A 19,265-nucleotide genomic window follows, 5' to 3' on the forward strand; every position below is an offset into this window, starting at 1 on the left:
GCTTAAGTTACAAGCCATCCTGGAAGGCTACGATTTAGCAAAATCTCTTGAGCCAGACTTGTGATCAAGAGACAGCTTTATAGCTGCTTTTTATTTTCTGTATTTTCATGCAGTTCGAGTTTTGGTGCACTCATACCTTTGAGTAACCGACCAAATATATCAGCGCCGGTAATAATGCGCTTCACATCACTCCACACTAACACCACATCGTGATCAATGGCCCCATCAAACGATTTATCTAAAGAATGACTAGCCCGTATTTTTAAAATAACTTCACTCAGGCGCATCGCCTCATCAGCAACAATAATAGGTCTGTGACAATAATGATAAGGGTCGAACGTCTCTGGTTCAAACAAGGCTGAACGTAAAAAGCCGTCAGCATCTACCACTAATAAAGGCCAACCGTCTTCATTGGTAATGATCACCCAGTTATAACCTGACTTATGTAGTTTTCGTAAAAACTCATTATCAGTCGTTAATGTAAGGTCTGGGAAAATAGGCAAATCAAGCTTAGTAGGCAAAGCAATAATAGAGTCTGGATCAATTACCTCACCCTCTTTGGTTACGCTTATTTCATCTAAGCTAAAAAAGTTAAGCGCGCCTATTCCCTCAACGTGCTGAACATCAGCCTCTTCTGCTTCTATGTGTTTGCGAATAATACCTCTGAGCTCACTTTCAGCAAAGTACGTAATCCCCTCTTTACCTAACCATGCATCGAGAATTAAAGCCGTTGGCTTAGCAACTACATAAAACAGAATCTGATAAAACTTAATTAGCGGCGAAAGTAGGCTCGCCATTTTTAGCGCATTACGCGAAAAATAAGCCTGCGGTGTTATTTCACCAATAATAGTAATTGCGATAGTTGAGAATAAAAACGAACTTGCGCCCATTAATACCGAATCAGAAAGTAGTGTAAGTAGTACGTTAATACCTACGTTGCCCCACAAAATAGTCGATAATAAAAAGTTAGAGTCGTTTCGAAGGGCCATCACTTTTATGGCCGCCTCGTTCCCTTTTGCACTTTCCATTTCGAGCTGAAGCCTACTTAGTGAAAAAAACGCTAAGTTTAAGCCCGAAAATATTGCCGATTGTGAAATACACAAAGCAATTGCACACCAAATCATGACTTCAAAGGTCATTGTATTTTCCTGTTAGTAATACCAATTCACTTAATTAAGCGAATTGGTATAAGGCTTATAAAAGCAATAAACTGCCTAAACCTAAAAAGGTAACAAACCCAACAATATCGGTAACGGTAGTTAAAATTACCGAGCCAGATAACGCAGGATCAATTTTCATTTTGTCTAAAATAGACGGAATAACAACACCAGCTAGTGACGCGGCCACTAAATTCAATAATATGGCTACCGTAATCGTAATACTGAGCATTAAATCGTTAAACCATAAGAAGGTAAGCAGGCCTATTACAAACGCCCATACCAAGCCATTTACAGCGCCAACACGTAGCTCTTTTTTAAGTAACGCATTGCGGTTTGAATCTGTAACCTGTCCGAGCGCTAAACCACGCACAATAACGGTTAATGTTTGACTACCTGCGATCCCGCCCATAGAAGCAACCACTGGCATTAATACAGCGAGTGCTACAACCTGTTCTATAGTTGCGCCAAATAAACCGATGAACCAGGACGCTAAAAAGGCAGTAGCTAAGTTAATACCTAACCATATACCACGGTTTTTAGCACTTTTTCGCACACTTGCGAACAGGTCTTCGTCTTCACGTAAACCACCGGCTTTAGCGGCTGCTTCATCAGCAATTTCTTGTCGTAATTCATAAGCAGAGGCAATGGTTAATCGCCCAAGTAATTTGTTATCAGCATTAACCACTGGCAGTGCCATTTTTTCACTGTGAATCACCACCTCTGCCGCTTCATATAAATCATCATCAGCATGGAGCGATGAAAAGTCATGATTTGCCAATGTCATTAAGTTATCAGTGTCGCTGGCTTTTATTAAATCATTTACCGCAACCTCACCTATTAAACTACCCTTGCGGCTTACTAAATAAATAACTTCACTGTATTGCGGTAAACCTTTATGTAGCAATTTTTTAGCACCACCGGCTGTTAGCTTCTCCGATACTTTTAAAAAGTCAAAACCTAACCAGTGACCAAGTTGTTCTGGCGGGTATTGCTGCGCTAATTCATATTGTTTGGTTTGCGCTTCATCGAGTTGCTTTTTTGCATACTCAACAAATCGCTCTGGTATAACTTCTTCAAGTTCCAGTAGCTCTTCTACATTAACTTCATCAAGAAGTTTAAAAGCCTCAGTGTCTTCTAGTGTTTGCAGCAACCACAAGCAACTATCTTCACTTAAATTAACAAAAATTTCGTGTTGCGTGTCTTCGTCAAGCAACTGCCAAATTTCAAGTCGTTGTTCTTTTGGTATCGCCTCAAAAAGTAATGACAGGTGCTCTGTTGAAAGCGTTAACTGCGCATCTGCTAATAATTTATTTTTGCGTTCTGTTGTATCGCATTGCAATAAATCATTTATGAGCTGTGGAAGTTGGTCTACCGGATACTCAATCATCTTAAAACCTTAAATTTAAAAGCGTACATTATTCACAGTTTACTTGAACAATAAAAAATTGCAGAAAAAACGTGAACTTATTAAGCATGCGCAGGCTATTTTTGCGCATTGTATGGGCAAACTAAATGCAGTACTAATATTTATTTTAAAAAATTAAAAAAACAGTAAAAGGAATTGTTTTTAAGGAATTAAACGACAAGTAAGTAAACCAAACGGATTACTTATAATAAAAAAAATCCCATATTAGCCAGGCTAATATGGGCAAAATCACACAATGAATAAGGTGTTTTTAAATTACGGTTTATGCTTTTAATTAAAGTCTATCGGTAATATTTCGTACTAAGTCAGAATCTACAAATTGAGTAATAAGTGCAGCGCCCCACGCATAGCCACGCTGTATTGGGTAACCTTTAAAAATCCAGCGTTTACGCACGTGATTGAAGCGATCTAAATAGTCTTGCTTTTTTTTAGGCAGAGGTTGATCGCCCAATTTATTCCATGCTTTATATACACCTGACATGTCAGAGCCTCGCATAAAGCGTTGCAACCAACGCGGAAAACGCGAGAAGCTAATGGTTGACTGAAAATCAATAAAATAAGGTTTACCGTCTGCGCCGCATAAAATATTACCCATATTACGCAAGTCTAAATGCACGATGCCTTTACGATGCATTTTTGCTACTTGGCGCTCAAGCTCGCTAAAAAAGTTAACAGGTAGTGTTTTGTCTTCATGAATTAAAGAGCGCAGTGGCATGCCTTCAATATAGTTATAAGCCACAGCTATCGGCGATAACCTACAAAAGCGATTAGCAACAGCATCAAGCTCAGCTAATCGGCTCAACCCTTTATATTCTTGATTTACAGATAGTCGCGCAAATGTTTTACGAATAAGCCACGGGCTTTGGCTAAAATCTTTAACAATCAAATCAAATTCATTATCTTTATATCGATACACAATCGCGTTAGCAAAACGTCCCTTATGGACAACACTTAAGTGATGTTGCATAAAAGTATGTTCTGGATATTGCTGCTGTAATTGTACTAACAAATTATTTTCAATCATAACAAACCTAACAAGATGATAACTTTAATTGCCTAGGCAACTATATTATCAAAGTTAGATTCTACGCACAATCAGATCAACTAATTAGCACGCTAACTTTCTGTTGAAACAGTATCACTATTTTATTGATAATCTATTTGTGGGGGGAATTTCGGGTAATGTATCTAGATTATTTATAGCTTTAAATAATAAGTCTATTATTTGATTTTTTTCTGGCTCTGAAAAACCATTTAATGCTTGAGCATAGACTTCGTTTACTACAGGCATTATTTCTGGACAAAGAGCTTTACCCTTTTCACTTAAACACAAAATAGTTGAGCGCTTATCAAGCTCACATTGCGTTTTAATAATGAGTCCTTTTTCTTCAAGTCGGTTTAGTAAGCGGCTCATAGCGCCACGATCATAAACCATATACTCACAAAGTCCTGCAAGCGTATTAACCGACTCTCTCGCAAGTAGTACTACCACAATATATTGCGCTGAGGTTAAGTCCATAGGAAGTAACTTGGCATCAACATGAATGGCTAATCTCGAGCGTAAAAAAGACACTAAACGCCCCAAGTCTTGCTCTGGCGCTAACTCTTCTCGAGTACAACGTTTAATTGATGGCATGTTTTGCATGGTTATTCCACTGTATAGGTATATTTGCATGCTGATAGACCTTAACACATACAAAAAATTCAATAATTTTTATAAAAACTAAGCGGCTAAAACTAAGCCACAAAAATAAAGCCGCTATTAGCGGCTTTTACTGTAAAGTTTTAAACTTTGTTAAATTTTAAACTGGCCAACGAGTTGTCCTAAGTTTTCACCACGCGCAGCTAAATGCTGGCCTACCGAAGAGGTAGTTTTGCTTGAAATAGTTAGTTCATTAACGATTTCTTGAATGGCAAATACATTACGGTTTATTTCTTCTGTAACGCTACTTTGCTCCAGCGCCGCTGTCGCAATTTGCGTACTCATGTCGTTAATTGATCTAACTGAGGTTGTTACCGCACCTAAACTTTCTGAAATAGCACGAGACGATTCTACTGAGCGATTACAACTATTCTGACTCGCTTGCATTGCGGCTACAGCATCCGATACTAAATTATGTAACTCACTCAACATTTCACTAATCTCTAATGTGCTAACTTGAGTACGACTTGCTAAGCTTCTTACCTCATCAGCAACAACAGCAAACCCTCGCCCTTGCTCACCTGCTCGTGCAGCTTCTATTGCAGCATTAAGTGCAAGTAAATTTGTTTGCTCGGCAATTCCACCAATTACGCTTAGTACACTATTAATCTTTTTAGATTGATCACTGAGTGAATCAACTTGTTCTGCGGCTAGGTTTATCTCGCCCATTAGGTTAGACACCTCACTGAGTGAAATATCAACACACTCTTGAGCTTTAGCAACTTCTTGCGTTGCCGCTTGGGTTGACTCTGCCACTTGGTTCGTATTTTGAGCCACCTCATGAGAAGTAGCCGACATTTCGGTAATAGCCGTCGCAACAAGGTCTGTTTCATGATTGTGATTAAGTAGCTTGTCTTCAATTAATCGTGTTTGTGTATTTATATCACTAGAGGCTGTTTTTACATCGTGTGTTACATCAACCACATTAGCAATAATGCCATGTAACTTACTTACAAACATATTAAATGCTTCGCCAAGTTGGCCTATTTCATCGTTAGTATCAATATCTAAACGTTTAGTTAAATCGCCCTCACCTTTGGCAATATCGTCAAGGCTTTGCGCCATACGCTGTATTGGTTTTACCATTGTATTTGCGGCAATTAACGCACATATAATAGTTAACACAACCCAAAATAAAGCAATTAGCAATAAGGTCACTACCTTATCATTCATGTGCTCTTGCATTGCTGTTTGATATTTAAGTAGTTCTGCGTCTATATCATCCATATATGCGCCAGTACCAATCATCCAGTTTGTACCTGGGATCATTGCTGCATAGCCCATTTTTTCAACTAAGCCTGTGGTATTTGGTTTTTGGAAATGATAGTTAAAAGCGCCACCGCCTTTTCTAGCTTGATCTAATAAGCCCACTATTATTTTTTTACCGTTAGGGTCAGTCATCCCTATTTTGTTTTGCCCTTCAATAGCATCACCTAATAATGCATGAAAAACACTAACGCCATTTGTGTCGTATATAAAAAAGTAACCACCTTGACCAAATGTTAAATCTCTTAAAGCATTTTTAGCATCTTGCTCAGAGCCATTTGCTATTTGGTAGCGCACAATTTTACTGGCAATTTCTACCTCGGTGCTTAGCAACGTTTGTTTGTCACTTATTAGTTTAGTTTGAAATGCTTCAAAATTTTGTTGCTGATTTTTATTCTCTAAATAATAAGAACTCAGCATCAAGCTAATCAAAAGTAGCATTAAGGGCAATATAGCTAATAACAACAGTTTGTTTTTCAAGCTTAAATTACTCATTATTTCTCCGGGGTATATAAATGCATATATAGCGACAATAGCCAAAAATTAAATTACGGCTGTTTACATTGTTTTATTGGGTTTAAAAGCATAGTAAATAAAAAAAATTGGTGGGAGTAAACTCATACCATGCTCAATTAGCTGATATTATAGTCACAAGGAAGGTATTTGGACACTAAAAACACTGAGACCTTCGTATTAATTAATATATAATTTGCCACTCTTTCACTAGAGATTTAAAGTTCTAGCAGCTGCATTGATCTAAACTTAATTTTATAACGTACTAAGACGATTAATCACCAGCTATGTAATGAGTTAACGCACGACTCATGTTAGTATTAATTTTAGGTTCATATAAATAATGAACATATAGATATTAAACTTCCATTAACATATAATAACCCTATATTACTAATACCAAACAACTAGAAAATCGGAACGCATCACTTTGAGCCACAGTTATAATCTAATAAAAATGAATTATTAATGAAATATATTTTATACCTTGCACTTTTAGTGTCTGCTCATGCATTCTCAGCACCTGTAAATAATAGTATCGCTTTTTACTACTCAGCGCCGATGCCATTAGCCGAAATGACTTTTTATTCTCGCGTTGTCGTCCAGCCTGAACTCGTTACCGAGCACGAGCTTAATTGGTTTAAAAAACGAAACATTGCCGTTTACGCTTATTTAAGTGTGGGTGAATCGTTCAATAAAAGTGATTCTTCACTTTCAGTTAATCCTAATTGGAACAGCCACATTGCAGATTTAACATCTACGGATTGGCAACAACAAATGCAAGACAGCGCAGCTTCTTTAAAAGCGCGTGGTTTCAGTGGTTTATTTTTAGATACGCTAGACAGCTATCAACTTTTAGATGACAAACACAGTAAATCAGATCAACAAGATGGCTTAGTCGCGATTATAAAAAACCTCTCTGGTACGTTTAATAAGCATCTTATTCTTAATCGAGGCTTTGAGTTATTACCTAAACTTACTGGTTTAGCCAATGATTTAGTTGCTGAAGGTTTATATAGTCATTACAACCCAACTAATAATAGCTACAAATTAACCACAGAGAACGATCAAGCTTGGCTAAGCGCACAATTAAAAACAGCACAAAACTTAGGTTTTAAAGTACAAGTTATTGATTATGCGCAGCCTGATAACCGCCTTGCTATGGCGCAAAAAATAAAACAAGCTGGCTTTACTCCTTGGGTAACAGATGGGCACTTACAAACATGGGGTACATCAACCATATCGCCAGTACCAAGACGCATCCTAATTCCGTTCAACAGTAATGTAAGACCACTCATTTACACTACCGTACATTTAAAGCTTGCGACCATGATTGAGTATTTGGGATATATTCCTGATTATGTTGATGTAGCTAAACGAGATTTGCCATTAGTAGATCCAAGTTTACATGCTGGTATTATTTCATGGACAAACAGCGATGCTTTTTACACCCCAACTATTACTAATTGGTTGGAAAGTAACTTAGGCGTTGTACCTGAGCTAATTATGGGTGAGCTACCGCAATCAACTAAACTATTACTTAACCTTGGTATTGAAGCGCTTAGCGTATTGCCTCCAGCCCCTTATGAACTTAATCATTTTACTACATGGCTAAAAGGCGAAGCGACAACATCGCCTGCGATAATTAAGCCCTACTTACTGAAATTAGCAACTGATGCCACCCCGCTTATCAATATAAAAGCGGCTGATGGAACTATAATAGTGCAGAGTACTAAAACAAAATATGGCGCGGTTGTTGTTGCACCTTGGCTTATAGATACCTTGCCAATGGAAGGGAGTAAATGGGTTATTGACCCACGTACACTACTCACCAAAGCAATGGGACTACCTCCGATTCTAGTGCCTGATACGACAACTGAAAGCGGTAGGCGCATGCTAACGCTGCATATAGATGGCGATGGCTTCACAAGCCCGGCACATTATGCAGGTAAACCATATTCTGCAGAAGTGATTCGCGATGAAATAATTAAGCGCTATAAACTGCCTTTGACCTCATCGGTTATTCAAGCTGATATTGAAAAAAGTGGCTTACATTCAAAACAAAGTGCCAAACTTGAAGGTATAGCGCGCAGTATTTTTAATTTGCCTTATGTAGAAATTGCTTCGCATACTTATAGCCACCCTTATTTTTGGACTGCGTTATCTGGCCTTAGAATAGTAGATAAAGATGAAGTAGATTATGGTTTTCATCTTGATGTACCTGGCTACGACAAAATAAGCTTAAAAAAAGAAATCACCGATTCAATAAAGTATATTGATGAAAACCTGACACCAAAAAACAAAAAAACAGTGATGATGTTATGGTCAGGCGATGCAACTCCCGGCCCTAAAGCGCTTGAATTGGCTCGCGATGCTGGCGTATTAAACGTCAACGGTGGTAATACAGATGTAAATGCCGATAACCCAAGCCTTACGCATGTTTCACCAATAGGTAGACCAGAGCACGATTTGCTGTATCAAATTTATGCCCCCATATTAAATGAAAACGTATATACAAACTTATGGCACGGGCCTTATTATGGTTTTAGACGCTTAACCGAAACATTTGAAATAACAGAAAAACCATATAGATTAAAACCCTACACTATTTATTTTCATTTTTACTCAGGTGAAATCCCTGCGGGACTAGACGCACTAAAACACAATATAGATTATGTTTTAGCTAGGCCAAATACACCGGTACATTTGAGCCATTACGCAAAAGTAGCAAAAGACTTTTACTTTTCTGCGCTAGCAAAAAACAGTAATAATGAATGGTTATTTAGCTCAAAATACATTCGTACTTTACGAATTCCTACTGATTTTGATATGCCTAACATTGCCCAAAGTGAAGGTGTGTCAGGCGTTACTGAAAAAGGTGACTATATACACATTATTAATAACGTAGCTCGTCTTAGCTTTGATCACAGTCAAAATAGTAAAAAACCTTATTTAGCGTCTGCAAATGTTGTTATTGATAACTGGCAAGTTAACGGACCTGTTAGCTTTAAAGCGTGGGTGCCTGCTTCGCTTGATTTAATTAATGCACGTTCTTGCGAATTTGTATCTAGCTTAGGAGAGCACTTTAAAGGTATTACACGCGCTAATGTGACGCACTTTAATCTTCCAAAGGGTCAATTTTATGGTTATCTTAACTGCAATGGAGTCGCTCGATAATGAATGCTAAAAAGCGCCCTCAGTTAATTTCTGTAAAAACAATATTAGCAATATTAGCTGTAAGTTGTTTTGCACTTTATGCATTATTTCCTCACACCTTATTTTTTGAAGATGATGAACTTTCACAAGATTATACCTTTGAAAAATCGTACCTTAATGCAGCGCTCAACACTGAGCCTAACAACGAAAAGCTACGCGCAAAATTGGTTGAACTACATATAGGGCTTAGTGAGTATTCACAAGCCACTAACGAACTTGAAAAACTACCAAGAGGTGAGCGCAAAGCAACTCTAGAAATAAAGCTGCTTTACTCATTATGGCTAGCAAGCGGGGCTAAAGTTGACGATCGCTTTGAAGATCTATCTTTAAAAATAGGTGTCCATAAGCATTGGGACGAACAAATACTAACTATTGCAAAAGCAGTTGGGTTAAACGCAAAAGTTGCTCTGTACTATCAAAAAAATAAACAACCACTACTTGCAGCTGATTACTGGTTGAGCGCTGGCGAACCAGCCAAAGCTCTCGCTATTTATAAAACAAATATAAATGCTGACATTGCAGCTAAAGCGATTGAGACTGCACTTGGCGCAAATAATCCGATACAAGCTTACGCCTGGTGGAAAACTTATGGCGACCAAGCTAATGTTAAACGCACCCTTTATTTAGCTAACTTAGCTGGCAATACAGAAGATTCAGCTCAAGCCATTGAAAGCTTATTAAAGAGCGATCCAAATAACACCGAGTACTTAACAAAAGCCATGCACCTGCGTTTAGCAAATGGGAATGCAAAAGGGGCTGAGCAATTACTCGCCAAGCTATTACTACAAACTCCAAATGACAAAGAGCTACGCTTACTAAATTGGAAAATAAAGCGCTGGCAGAACAAGCCTAAAGAAGCGCTTAAAGAGTTTAAATGGCTAATGTCGAACAGAGCTGTAACCCCAGCGATGCTTACTGACAGTGTTAATGACGCTGCGGCATTATATTTATACCAAGACGCCAACGATATATATGAATACAAAGCACAAAACCGACAATTAAAAGGCAATGGCTTTGCTAAGTGGATGCAAACAAACGAATTTATAGGCAACACAAAACAAGAACTCAGTAATATTGACCGTTTTGAACAAATAAATGGTAAGAGTGTATTATCGCAATATTGGAAAGCGAAAGTACTTCACGATTCCGGAAATTTAAAAGCACTAAGAGCTTTATGGCCTAAATATAAAGGGCCTAAAAATGAAGAAGACTTACTTTGGATAGCTCGTGCATTTTGGCTTGAGGATGACTTTAAAACAGCATTGTCTATTTTAAAAAACAAGCAACAAAGTACTAATGGAGAATTTTGGACTGCACGAGTAGATATGGCAATGCGTGTTCAAGATAAAAAAGATGAGCTTTATGCTTTTGAGCAACTAAAAGCAATCAGCACGCTAAGTGTTGGCGACACGCTTTATTACCAACAGCTGCGCTTTGAAGGACGGCCTCAAGAGCTTCTCGATTATCTATGGGAAAATGAGTCACTTACAGACCGCCAACTGATACAAATTGCATTATTAAGCACGCAAGTAAACGATGCTAAATCGGTTGCCCGTATTCACACAGAGCTTGATAAACAACGTTATAATAAAGCTCTCTACCCTGCTTGGGTTATTCTTTCAAATTGGTATCAAAATCAAAGTGATTTAAATTCGGCTTATACAACTCTAAACCGCGCCGCTAAATTAAGTGAATACGACCCCGATGTTGTACTCGCACAAGGTTGGTTAGCGCTACAAATGCACGACACTATAATGATCAGCCGTATTTTAACTCGCTATTCGGACAGCGATCCTACCTACGCGTGGACGCAATTATTAGCTAGCCTATCTATTTATGAAAAATCATATAACAGTGCTTACTTTTATTTACGAAAACTAGCTGTTGCAGATCCAAGTGACTTAACAACACTGGTTAACTTAGCCGATGTAATGAAGCAGCTTGGTTATTATGCGAATGCTGCCGAGCTAAATCACTATTTATTACAGCATTTACCTAAAGATAAATACGCATACAGAGGCCTAATGTACCGCTGGGCAGGTGCAATGGCTGTTCCTCATTTAATGCAATTAAACTCCATGGATGAGCTCGCGCCCGACACTATTGGTGAGCCTCAAGCAAACTGGTGGTTAGCACGTCGAGCTGCACAAAAGTTAGAACCTTGGCAAAAACTACAGCTTTATATGACCAACGGCGAGTTTAATAAAGCGAAACAGCTTATAGCTGAAGGTTCACTAAGCAAATTAGATGAGCTAAACGCCCTACTCTATTTAAAACAACCCTATGCCACCATGCAACGTTGGTACGAAGAACTTACTGGCGAGGCAAATGAATCGCAATTGAGTTTACTCAGAAATGCACGCGCATCCTATTTTAGAGCACTTGAAATAAACCTATCGCCAGAGGCTGGTTTAAACAGTAGCCAGTACGATGTAAACGTTTATTTTCCTTATGCTAATGGGCAATGGAAATTAAGTTTAAGTAATCAGCAAAATCTTGATAACAACGGATTACTGTTTGCGATAGAAGATAAGATGACATTTGGTCGTTGGTATTTTGATGCAAAAATAGATTCTCACCAAGGCAGCTTAGTTAGTCGCCAAGGTCTTAGCTTAGACTCTCGTTATCAATGGGATTCGCGTACTCAGGTAGGTTTAAAGCTTGAATATAATGTTGAAAACCGCCAATCAGAAGCGCTACTTAGCTATGCTCAGCTAGATAAAGCCACGGCCTATGTTAACTACAATATTGATGGTAGACAAAATGTACAGCTATCAGCAGCAGCGATGTCTTTTTCTCGAAGAAGCGATGGCAGCTCACTAATAAATGGCCAAGAATATAATGCACGTTACCAATACAGTATTTTAAAAGACCGCCCAATTTGGAACGCTTATTTTAGTGCACAGTGGCAAGACTTTGAACGTGTTAATGCATTAATAAATACAGATGCAAGTAGAAGACCGCTAAGAGTTGACCTTCAACCATTTAGACGTTTTGCACTAGGGACCTCATTTGCTTCAACAGGTTCGTTGGAGCCGCCTTATTTAGGCGCAAGCCCTTCATGGTTATTTGATATAAGTACTGGCTATCAAACACTTAACGATACAGTAGATGTATCAGTTTCAAGTGGCGCTGGTTGGTCTGTACTGGGCGATGATTTATTTAAATTACAGCTGGGTTACCAAAGTAGTAATAAAGTGGGTAACTCAGATACACAATTACAATTAGGTTATTACGTACATTTTTAATGTTAGGAGAGAGTATGTTTCGTTTAATTATACCGTGTTTGGTATTACTATTATCAGCATGTACCACCAGCAGAGTTGCTGATGATGTAGAGCTTAGCCCTTCAAAAACTGTGGCATTAATGCCACTTGTTAATCATGCTCAAACACCGCTTGCTGGTGAGCGTGCTGAAGATATTTTGGCCAGTATTTGGCAGCAAAATAAATTGCCAACTCTTATACGCGCTCCTCGCGTAAACACTAAAGAGCTTCCACCACTGGACGATCAATACCGTTTAGACAATGCTATGCAATGGTTAAGCACTCAACAAGCTGACTATGTACTAACAGGTAGCATTGAAGAGTGGCGCTATAAAGCCGGTCTTGACGGAGAACCTGTTGTAGCACTGACCTTATCACTCACAGTTAACGGGCAAACAACGCCAATTTGGACGGGAACTATTGCTAAAAGTGGCTGGGGTCGCGATAGCATTGCAGCAACAGCACAAGATGTGATTGCCGATTTAATTTCTTATATAGAGGTTAGTGAGTGAAAACACATTTCCTTAGACCAAGAGACGTTCCTGAGCTACAAATATGGGCTGAGGTATTTATATTTACCGCGCTTGCTTTAGGGCTGCCTGTATTATTTAACGCAGAGGACCCATTTTGGACTGAGGGAGGGTTTTCGTGGCCTGTACTTGGCCCACTTTTAGTTTCTCTACGTTATGGCTTTTCAAAAGGCTTTATTAGTATTTTATGTTTGCTTGTTGGTCAACTTTGTTTACTTCAAGCAAATATTTTATCACCACAAAGCGACTTCAATATTAACGCCATGATTGGCTACATTATTGTAATTATGATCACTGGCGAATTTAGGGATGTGTGGGAACGTACTAATCAACAACAAAGTATTCAGCTTGAGTACGTAACCGATCGCCTTGAAACATTTACTCGTCAGTATCACTTAATTAATTCATCTCACGATAGAATAGAGCAAATGCTTGCTGGCCACACGTTAAGTTTGCGTGAATCGCTACAAGCAGTAAGAACCTCTATCGGGCTATTAAAAGAAAGAAGGCTTGATAGCGCAGCGCAAAAAATAATCGACCTATTCGTTGAATATGGCTTATTAGAAAGAGCGGGATTATATAAAGTTGAAAACGACACTGTTTTAGAGCCACCACTTGCCTCTATTAGCCAAATGGGTCAGATAGCTGAAAATGATCCTCTTATATTAGCGATGATTGAAGAAAAAGAATTAGTATCAGTAAAAGACGCAAAAACTGCATTAGGTATAAGTAAATACCATATGGCAATCCCACTTATCGACGTAAATAATACAATTTACGGCGTTATTTTAGTTGAAAGAGTACAATTTTTTGCACTTAAAAATACCACTCTTACACTACTTGCTGTTATGGCTGGGCATATTGGCGACCTGCTGCGCCATGAAATAACAAACCCAGTAATGACGTATGAAGAGTCTCCATACTTTATTCGCCAAGTTAAACGCGCGAATAAAGAAGCAAAACGATACAACATTCCATCGCAGCTGCTAAAAATAAAAGCCAATAATATTACTGATAAATCGACTCAACTTATGAGTTATTTAAGTGAAGCACGCCGTGGTTTAGACATTTATTTGTATGATAATCAAAATCAGGTATTACTGCTATTAATGCCATTAGCTGATGAACTTGAAAAAGCAGGCTTTATTGCCCGAATGAACACGTGGTGTAAAGAGCGCACTGGTAGCACTTTAGCTGAGCTTGATATTGTTATTGAGCAACAACTTGCACTACCAATAAGCTCAGATGATATAAAGAGATTGGTTTCACTTTCATGATTATAATTATTATAGCGGCTATTTTAGGGTGTATTTGTCAGTACTTTGCACTAATAGAAGTACTGGAAACACCTAATTGGTTTTTAGCTATACTATTGCATGCTATTGCTAGCATCCTTTTTGCTATTGTTAGTTATGTGTTTATACCTAAAAAATACAAAACGACTCCTTATAGCTCTTTTTTGCTCATGTTTTTATTATTGTTTACATTACCAGTACTTGGAATTATAGGTGTTGTAGTAGCGCTTACGTTTGCTCTGTGTAAACCTCTAAAAAACGATGATATAGAAATTGAAGAGCATAAAATACCTGAGCTTCCTTTTGAAGCCAGAGCTATATCAGCAAATCCAACCTATTCTATGGGCGGGCTTAAAGCAATTTTAAAGCACGCGAGTGAACCAAATAAACGTTTAAGTGCTGTAATGGCAGCTCGTCACATGAGTGACTCACAAGCTATTCCTATTTTAAAGCTAGCACTTAAAGATTTAGAAGATGATATTCGCCTACTCGCCTACTCAACCCTTGATGGTAAAGAAACCAAACTCAACGAAAAAATCAGTTTATATCAGCAAGAAATAGCCGTTACGACTAAGCAGCCTAAATTGAGTCATTTACAAAAACAACTAGCCGAACTTTATTGGGAACTTAGCTACTTAGGTTTAGCCCAAGGTGCACTGCGAAAATACGTTTTAGAAAAAGCCGAAACACTTGCACAGCAAAGTATTGAGCACGTAAAAACACCTGCAACCTTTATATTTTTAGGCCGTATATCTTTAGCCTTAGACAAATACGAAATAGCCCATGAGTACTTACTTAAAGCAACCGAATTTGGTATGGCAAGGCGTCATGTTCTCCCTTATAAAGCCGAAGTTGCCTTTTGTATGAACAAGTTTGACGACTGTAAACGCTACTTAAAAGAACTCCCAGAACAACCTAAAGGCAGTGAATTACGTCATTTGCAGGAGTATTGGCATGAGTAATAAAAATGCAGACATTTTACTGCTTTTGGAAGGTACCTACCCTTACATACGTGGTGGTGTATCTAGCTGGGTTCATCAAATAATTGAAGGGTTACCTCATTATAACTTTGAGCTTGTTTTTATAGGTGGAGCGCCAGAGCATTATGGCGAGATTCAATATACTTTACCTAAAAACGTTACCAAGCTGCATGTTCATTATTTAGTGGAAAATGACACTTCTGAAATAAAAGCTAAGCATGGCATTAAATATAAAAAAGAGCTCTTTGATTTTTGGCAGCAACTACAAAATTATTTTAGAGATTGTAACGAGCCTATTCCGAGTGAATTGTTAAAATTTGCATTTGAAACTTTGGCTAAAAAAGACGGTATTAACGAAGCCGACTTTTTATATAGTGAATCATCGTGGCAAGTGCTCATCAATTACTATTCAACTTTTTGTGATGAATCCTCTTTTATTGACTTTTTTTGGTCATACCGCAATTTATATAAACCGCTATTTAAAATAGCCGAAATTGCACGTGGACTTCCAAAAGTTAAACTTATTCACTCAATATCTACCGGGTATGCTGGTATTTTAGGATCTGGTGCCAGTGTAATAAGCGATACTCCCTTTTTGTTGACCGAGCATGGTATTTACACCAAAGAGAGAAAAATAGATCTTATTCAAGCCAGTTGGATCAAAGAGTCTGAACAAAGCCTAGGTAAAAACTTAAATACCGAGATGGGCTTTATTCGCCGAATGTGGATCAGCTTTTTTGAGCAAATAGGCCGAACAACATACCAAGAAGCAGATAAGATCATTTCGCTATACGATGGTAACAGACAGCGCCAAATAAAAGATGGTGCAGCGCCTGAAAAAGCATTTGTTGTACCTAATGGTATTAAAACAGTGCGCTTTATTGAAGCGCTTGAGCAGCGTCCAAAACAGATACCACCGGTTGTTGGATTAATTGGACGTGTAGTTCCTATAAAAGATATTAAAACCTTTATACGTGCGATTAAAGAAGCGCAATCGATATTACCAGAGGTCGAAGGCTGGATCATCGGCCCTTATGAAGAAGATCCGCAATATTACAAAGAGTGTGAACTACTTGTAGGCAGCCTTGATTTACAAAACAGTGTTAAGTTTTTAGGTATGCAAGATATTACCAAAATTTTACCTAAGCTCGGAATTGTTGCTTTAACCTCGATTTCCGAAGCGCAGCCTTTAGTGCTTTTAGAAGCAATGGCGGCCGGTGTGCCTGTACTTGCTAGTGATGTTGGCTCGTGCCGCGAAATAATCGAAGGCGGCACCGATGAAGATAAAGCATTAGGTAAAGCTGGTGAAGTTGTCTCAATTGCTTCACCTAGCGAAACAGCACAACAAATATCAAATATGCTAACAAATGAGCAAGCTTGGCTTGAGTATCAAAAAAGTGGTTTAGACCGCGTACAAAAATTTTATGACGAGAGCCACATGTTTGCCCGTTACGATAAACTTTATAAGGATACAATGGCATGGCCGGAATAGGTTTTGAGATACGAAAAATTCTCAAAAAAAATACCCTGCTCTCAGTTTTTGAAGCATACGGCTACGCAGGGTTAATAGGCTCAGGCCCCTGGCTGCTCTCTATTGTAGCGTTAATGCTAATTGGTATTTTAAGTTTAGGAATTGTATTACCTAAAGTACTTATTATTCAGTTTTTAACGCTTGTTACCTACATGATGGCAGCCTCACTTATTTTAACGGGTGGCTTGCAGTTATTACTAACTCGGTTTATTGCCGATTTGTTTTTTCAAAAAGAAGAGGCAAAAGTACTCCCTAATTTACTTGGTGCGCAACTTGTAACAACAATAGCTGCGTTATTGGTGGGCTTAGCTGTATGGCCTATGCTCCCTATACCCGTTGTTACTAAGATTATAATTTTAGGTGCCTTTGTAAGCTTATGTAATCAGTGGCTTGGCGCTATTTTTCTATCAGGTATGAAAGAGTACCGGTTAATTTTAATAACTATGCTAAGTGGTTACGCCTTTATGGTATTGCTTGCATATTTATTAAGAGACTGGCAGCTAGACGGCTTATTTTTTGCGTTTTTTGCAGGCGAAGCACTGCTCTTTTTTAGCTTTTTATTTATGATTATTCGCCGCTACCCAGGTGAAAAACTTATAAGCTTTGACTTTTTAAGCAATAAAAAAGTGTATTACAGCCTATTCTTTTGTGGTCTGTTTTATAACATTGGTGTATGGGCTGATAAAATCATTTTTTGGTATTCTCCAAGCACATCAATTCAAATTATTGGTACATTAAGAGCCAGCCCAATTTATGACTTACCTATATTTTTGGCTTATTTGTCTATTATCCCCGGTATGGCGGTATTTTTAGTAAAAATGGAAACAGACTTTGTAGAAGAGTACGACCGTTTTTACACCGCTATTCGTGGTGGCTCATCTCTTGAAGAGATCTACATATTAAAAGACAGTATGATCCAAACTGCGCGTGCCGGTTTATACGATATATTTAAAATTCAGGGTATTACCGTTGCCTGCTTATTATTATGGGGTGAGCAAATACTTACCTTTATTGGCATTGATCCAAACTATAAAACGCTTTTATTTATTGATGTAGTAGGTGTAGGCGTACAAGTTATATTTTTATCTATTTTAAATATTTTGTTTTATTTAGATAAACGCTCAACAGTGCTATTTTTAGCGGGGTTATTTTTGGTAATAAACGTTGTTTTAACTTTGTTATCAATTGCTTTTGGACCGCAGTTTTATGGCTATGGCTTTGCATTAGCAACCATTATTACCTCGGTAGTAGGATTATTTTGGCTTTCAAAACAATTTGAAGATTTAGAATACGAAACGTTTATGCTGCAATAGCATAATATAAAAACTTAGCATAAAGGCTGTAAGCTACAGCCTTTATCGTTACGTTAAAAACTCTAATAAACCGCGCTCAAACCGACTAAGATACTTTGTTTTACGGGGTAATTTAAAATTGTCGCGCCAATGAGTTTGTTCTGATTCATTTTTCTTACAAAGCTCAATAACATCAGGATGAATATAAGAATTACGCGCTATTGTTGGCGTATTCCCAAGCTTTGAAGACACTTCATCAAGCATTTTTTTTAATGTAATAGCGCCTTTTGCTTCATACACTTCTTTAAAAGCAATCACACTTGCTCGCCATGTTCTAAAGTGTTTTGCGCTAAATTCTTCACCCATTATATTTTGAATATACTGATTGATTTCAGTAGAGGTAACGTTAGAGCGCTCCCCCTCTTCTATATATTGAAACAAGTGTTGCCCGGGTAAGTCCTGAAGCTCCTTAATAACACTACTCAATGCTTTATCCGTTATATTTACTTCCCTTTCTTTGCCTGACTTTGCACGGTATTTTAATCTAATATTTTTTCCTGTTAATTTTGCATGCCTTGATCTTAGGGTTGTCGCACCAAAACTTTTATTTTGTTTTACATTACGTTCATTCCCCACCCGTAAAGCACCTAAATCCATTAATCTAACAATGGCTGCTAAAGTACGTTCATAATCGAGCTCATCACCTTGCAATGCTTCCTTTAATTGAGCCCTAAGTAACGGCAGCTTATGTCCAAACACACTACAAGCTTGATACTTTTTAGCATCTTGTTGTTGTGTAAATAATGGATGATATCGGTACTGCTTTCGTCCTTTACTGTCGTAACCTGTTGCTAAAATATGCCCATTTTCTTCAGGGCAAAACCATACACTTTTATAAGCAGGCGGGAACGCGAGTGAATTTAAGCGCTCAATAACGGCCTTCTCTTTAATTATTTTTCCTATTGGGTCAAAATACTGCCAATGTTTGTTTTTTTTCTTTCGGGTAATTCCGGGCAAACTATCATCAACGTAAATCAATTCCATCATTCCTCCTCAAGCATTTAAAAGAGATATTGTTAACTCGCTTA

At 38.0% G+C, this 19,265-nt stretch carries 13 protein-coding genes; 7 read left to right on the forward strand and 6 right to left on the reverse strand.

The features are described 5' to 3' along the window. Positions 1-77 precede the first annotated feature (77 nt). The 5 genes from I6F66_RS11855 to I6F66_RS11875 all read right to left on the reverse strand — a co-directional run bounded on the left by I6F66_RS11855 (position 78) and on the right by I6F66_RS11875 (position 6,049). Positions 78-1,139 (reverse strand): DUF21 domain-containing protein, encoded by a 1,062-nt coding sequence (locus I6F66_RS11855; RefSeq protein ID WP_197209315.1) that lies wholly within the window; start codon positions 1,137-1,139, stop codon positions 78-80. A 55-nt stretch (positions 1,140-1,194) separates the two neighbouring features. Next, positions 1,195-2,547, reverse strand: a complete 1,353-nt coding sequence (locus I6F66_RS11860; protein ID WP_165728468.1) for a magnesium transporter — start codon at positions 2,545-2,547, stop codon at positions 1,195-1,197. 313 nt (positions 2,548-2,860) lie between these two features. Beyond that, positions 2,861-3,610, reverse strand: coding sequence for a serine/threonine protein kinase (locus I6F66_RS11865; protein ID WP_165728467.1), 750 nt, complete (start codon positions 3,608-3,610; stop codon positions 2,861-2,863). 117 nt (positions 3,611-3,727) lie between these two features. Continuing rightward, complete coding sequence (locus I6F66_RS11870) at positions 3,728-4,261, reverse strand: MarR family winged helix-turn-helix transcriptional regulator (RefSeq protein ID WP_231611873.1); 534 nt, start codon at positions 4,259-4,261, stop codon at positions 3,728-3,730. Between the two features lie 120 nt (positions 4,262-4,381). Continuing rightward, the gene (locus I6F66_RS11875) at positions 4,382-6,049 is read right to left on the reverse strand and encodes a methyl-accepting chemotaxis protein (RefSeq protein WP_165728466.1); all 1,668 of its coding nucleotides are present in this window, start codon (positions 6,047-6,049) and stop codon (positions 4,382-4,384) included. 486 nt (positions 6,050-6,535) lie between these two features. Here I6F66_RS11875 and I6F66_RS11880 point away from each other — a divergent pair, with 486 nt between their 5' ends. From I6F66_RS11880 to pelG, 7 genes are read left to right on the forward strand one after another with little or no spacing between them, the layout of a single operon-like run. After that, positions 6,536-9,244, forward strand: coding sequence for an endo alpha-1,4 polygalactosaminidase (locus tag I6F66_RS11880; protein ID WP_165728465.1), 2,709 nt, complete (start codon positions 6,536-6,538; stop codon positions 9,242-9,244). After that, a complete protein-coding gene (locus I6F66_RS11885) occupies positions 9,244-12,531 on the forward strand; it encodes a tetratricopeptide repeat protein (protein WP_197209316.1) in 3,288 nt (1,095 codons plus the stop codon). Before I6F66_RS11880 ends, I6F66_RS11885 begins: the two co-directional genes overlap by 1 nt. A gap of 14 nt (positions 12,532-12,545) precedes the next feature. Further along, the gene (locus I6F66_RS11890; RefSeq protein WP_197180500.1) at positions 12,546-13,061 is read left to right on the forward strand and encodes a protein PelC; all 516 of its coding nucleotides are present in this window, start codon (positions 12,546-12,548) and stop codon (positions 13,059-13,061) included. Then, the gene (locus I6F66_RS11895; RefSeq protein WP_165728462.1) at positions 13,058-14,356 is read left to right on the forward strand and encodes a PelD GGDEF domain-containing protein; all 1,299 of its coding nucleotides are present in this window, start codon (positions 13,058-13,060) and stop codon (positions 14,354-14,356) included. Before I6F66_RS11890 ends, I6F66_RS11895 begins: the two co-directional genes overlap by 4 nt. Next, on the forward strand, positions 14,353-15,336 hold the full coding sequence (locus I6F66_RS11900; protein ID WP_165728461.1) for a HEAT repeat domain-containing protein: 984 nt from the start codon (positions 14,353-14,355) through the stop codon (positions 15,334-15,336). Before I6F66_RS11895 ends, I6F66_RS11900 begins: the two co-directional genes overlap by 4 nt. Beyond that, positions 15,329-16,846, forward strand: coding sequence for a GT4 family glycosyltransferase PelF (gene pelF, locus I6F66_RS11905; protein ID WP_165728460.1), 1,518 nt, complete (start codon positions 15,329-15,331; stop codon positions 16,844-16,846). The genes I6F66_RS11900 and pelF overlap by 8 nt, the downstream gene beginning before the upstream one ends. Beyond that, positions 16,834-18,198 carry an exopolysaccharide Pel transporter PelG gene (pelG, locus tag I6F66_RS11910; RefSeq protein ID WP_007584803.1) on the forward strand — a complete coding sequence of 455 codons (1,365 nt, stop codon included), beginning with the start codon at positions 16,834-16,836 and terminating at the stop codon, positions 18,196-18,198. Before pelF ends, pelG begins: the two co-directional genes overlap by 13 nt. A 48-nt stretch (positions 18,199-18,246) precedes the next feature. On the opposite strand, the gene I6F66_RS11915 is transcribed toward pelG, so the two are convergent. After that, positions 18,247-19,221, reverse strand: a complete 975-nt coding sequence (locus I6F66_RS11915) for a DNA topoisomerase IB (RefSeq protein ID WP_165741000.1) — start codon at positions 19,219-19,221, stop codon at positions 18,247-18,249. Between the last annotated feature and the right edge of the window lie 44 nt (positions 19,222-19,265).

Origin of the sequence: Pseudoalteromonas sp. NZS100_1, assembly GCF_015864285.1 — a bacterium.
GTDB classification, from domain to species: domain Bacteria; phylum Pseudomonadota; class Gammaproteobacteria; order Enterobacterales; family Alteromonadaceae; genus Pseudoalteromonas; species Pseudoalteromonas arctica.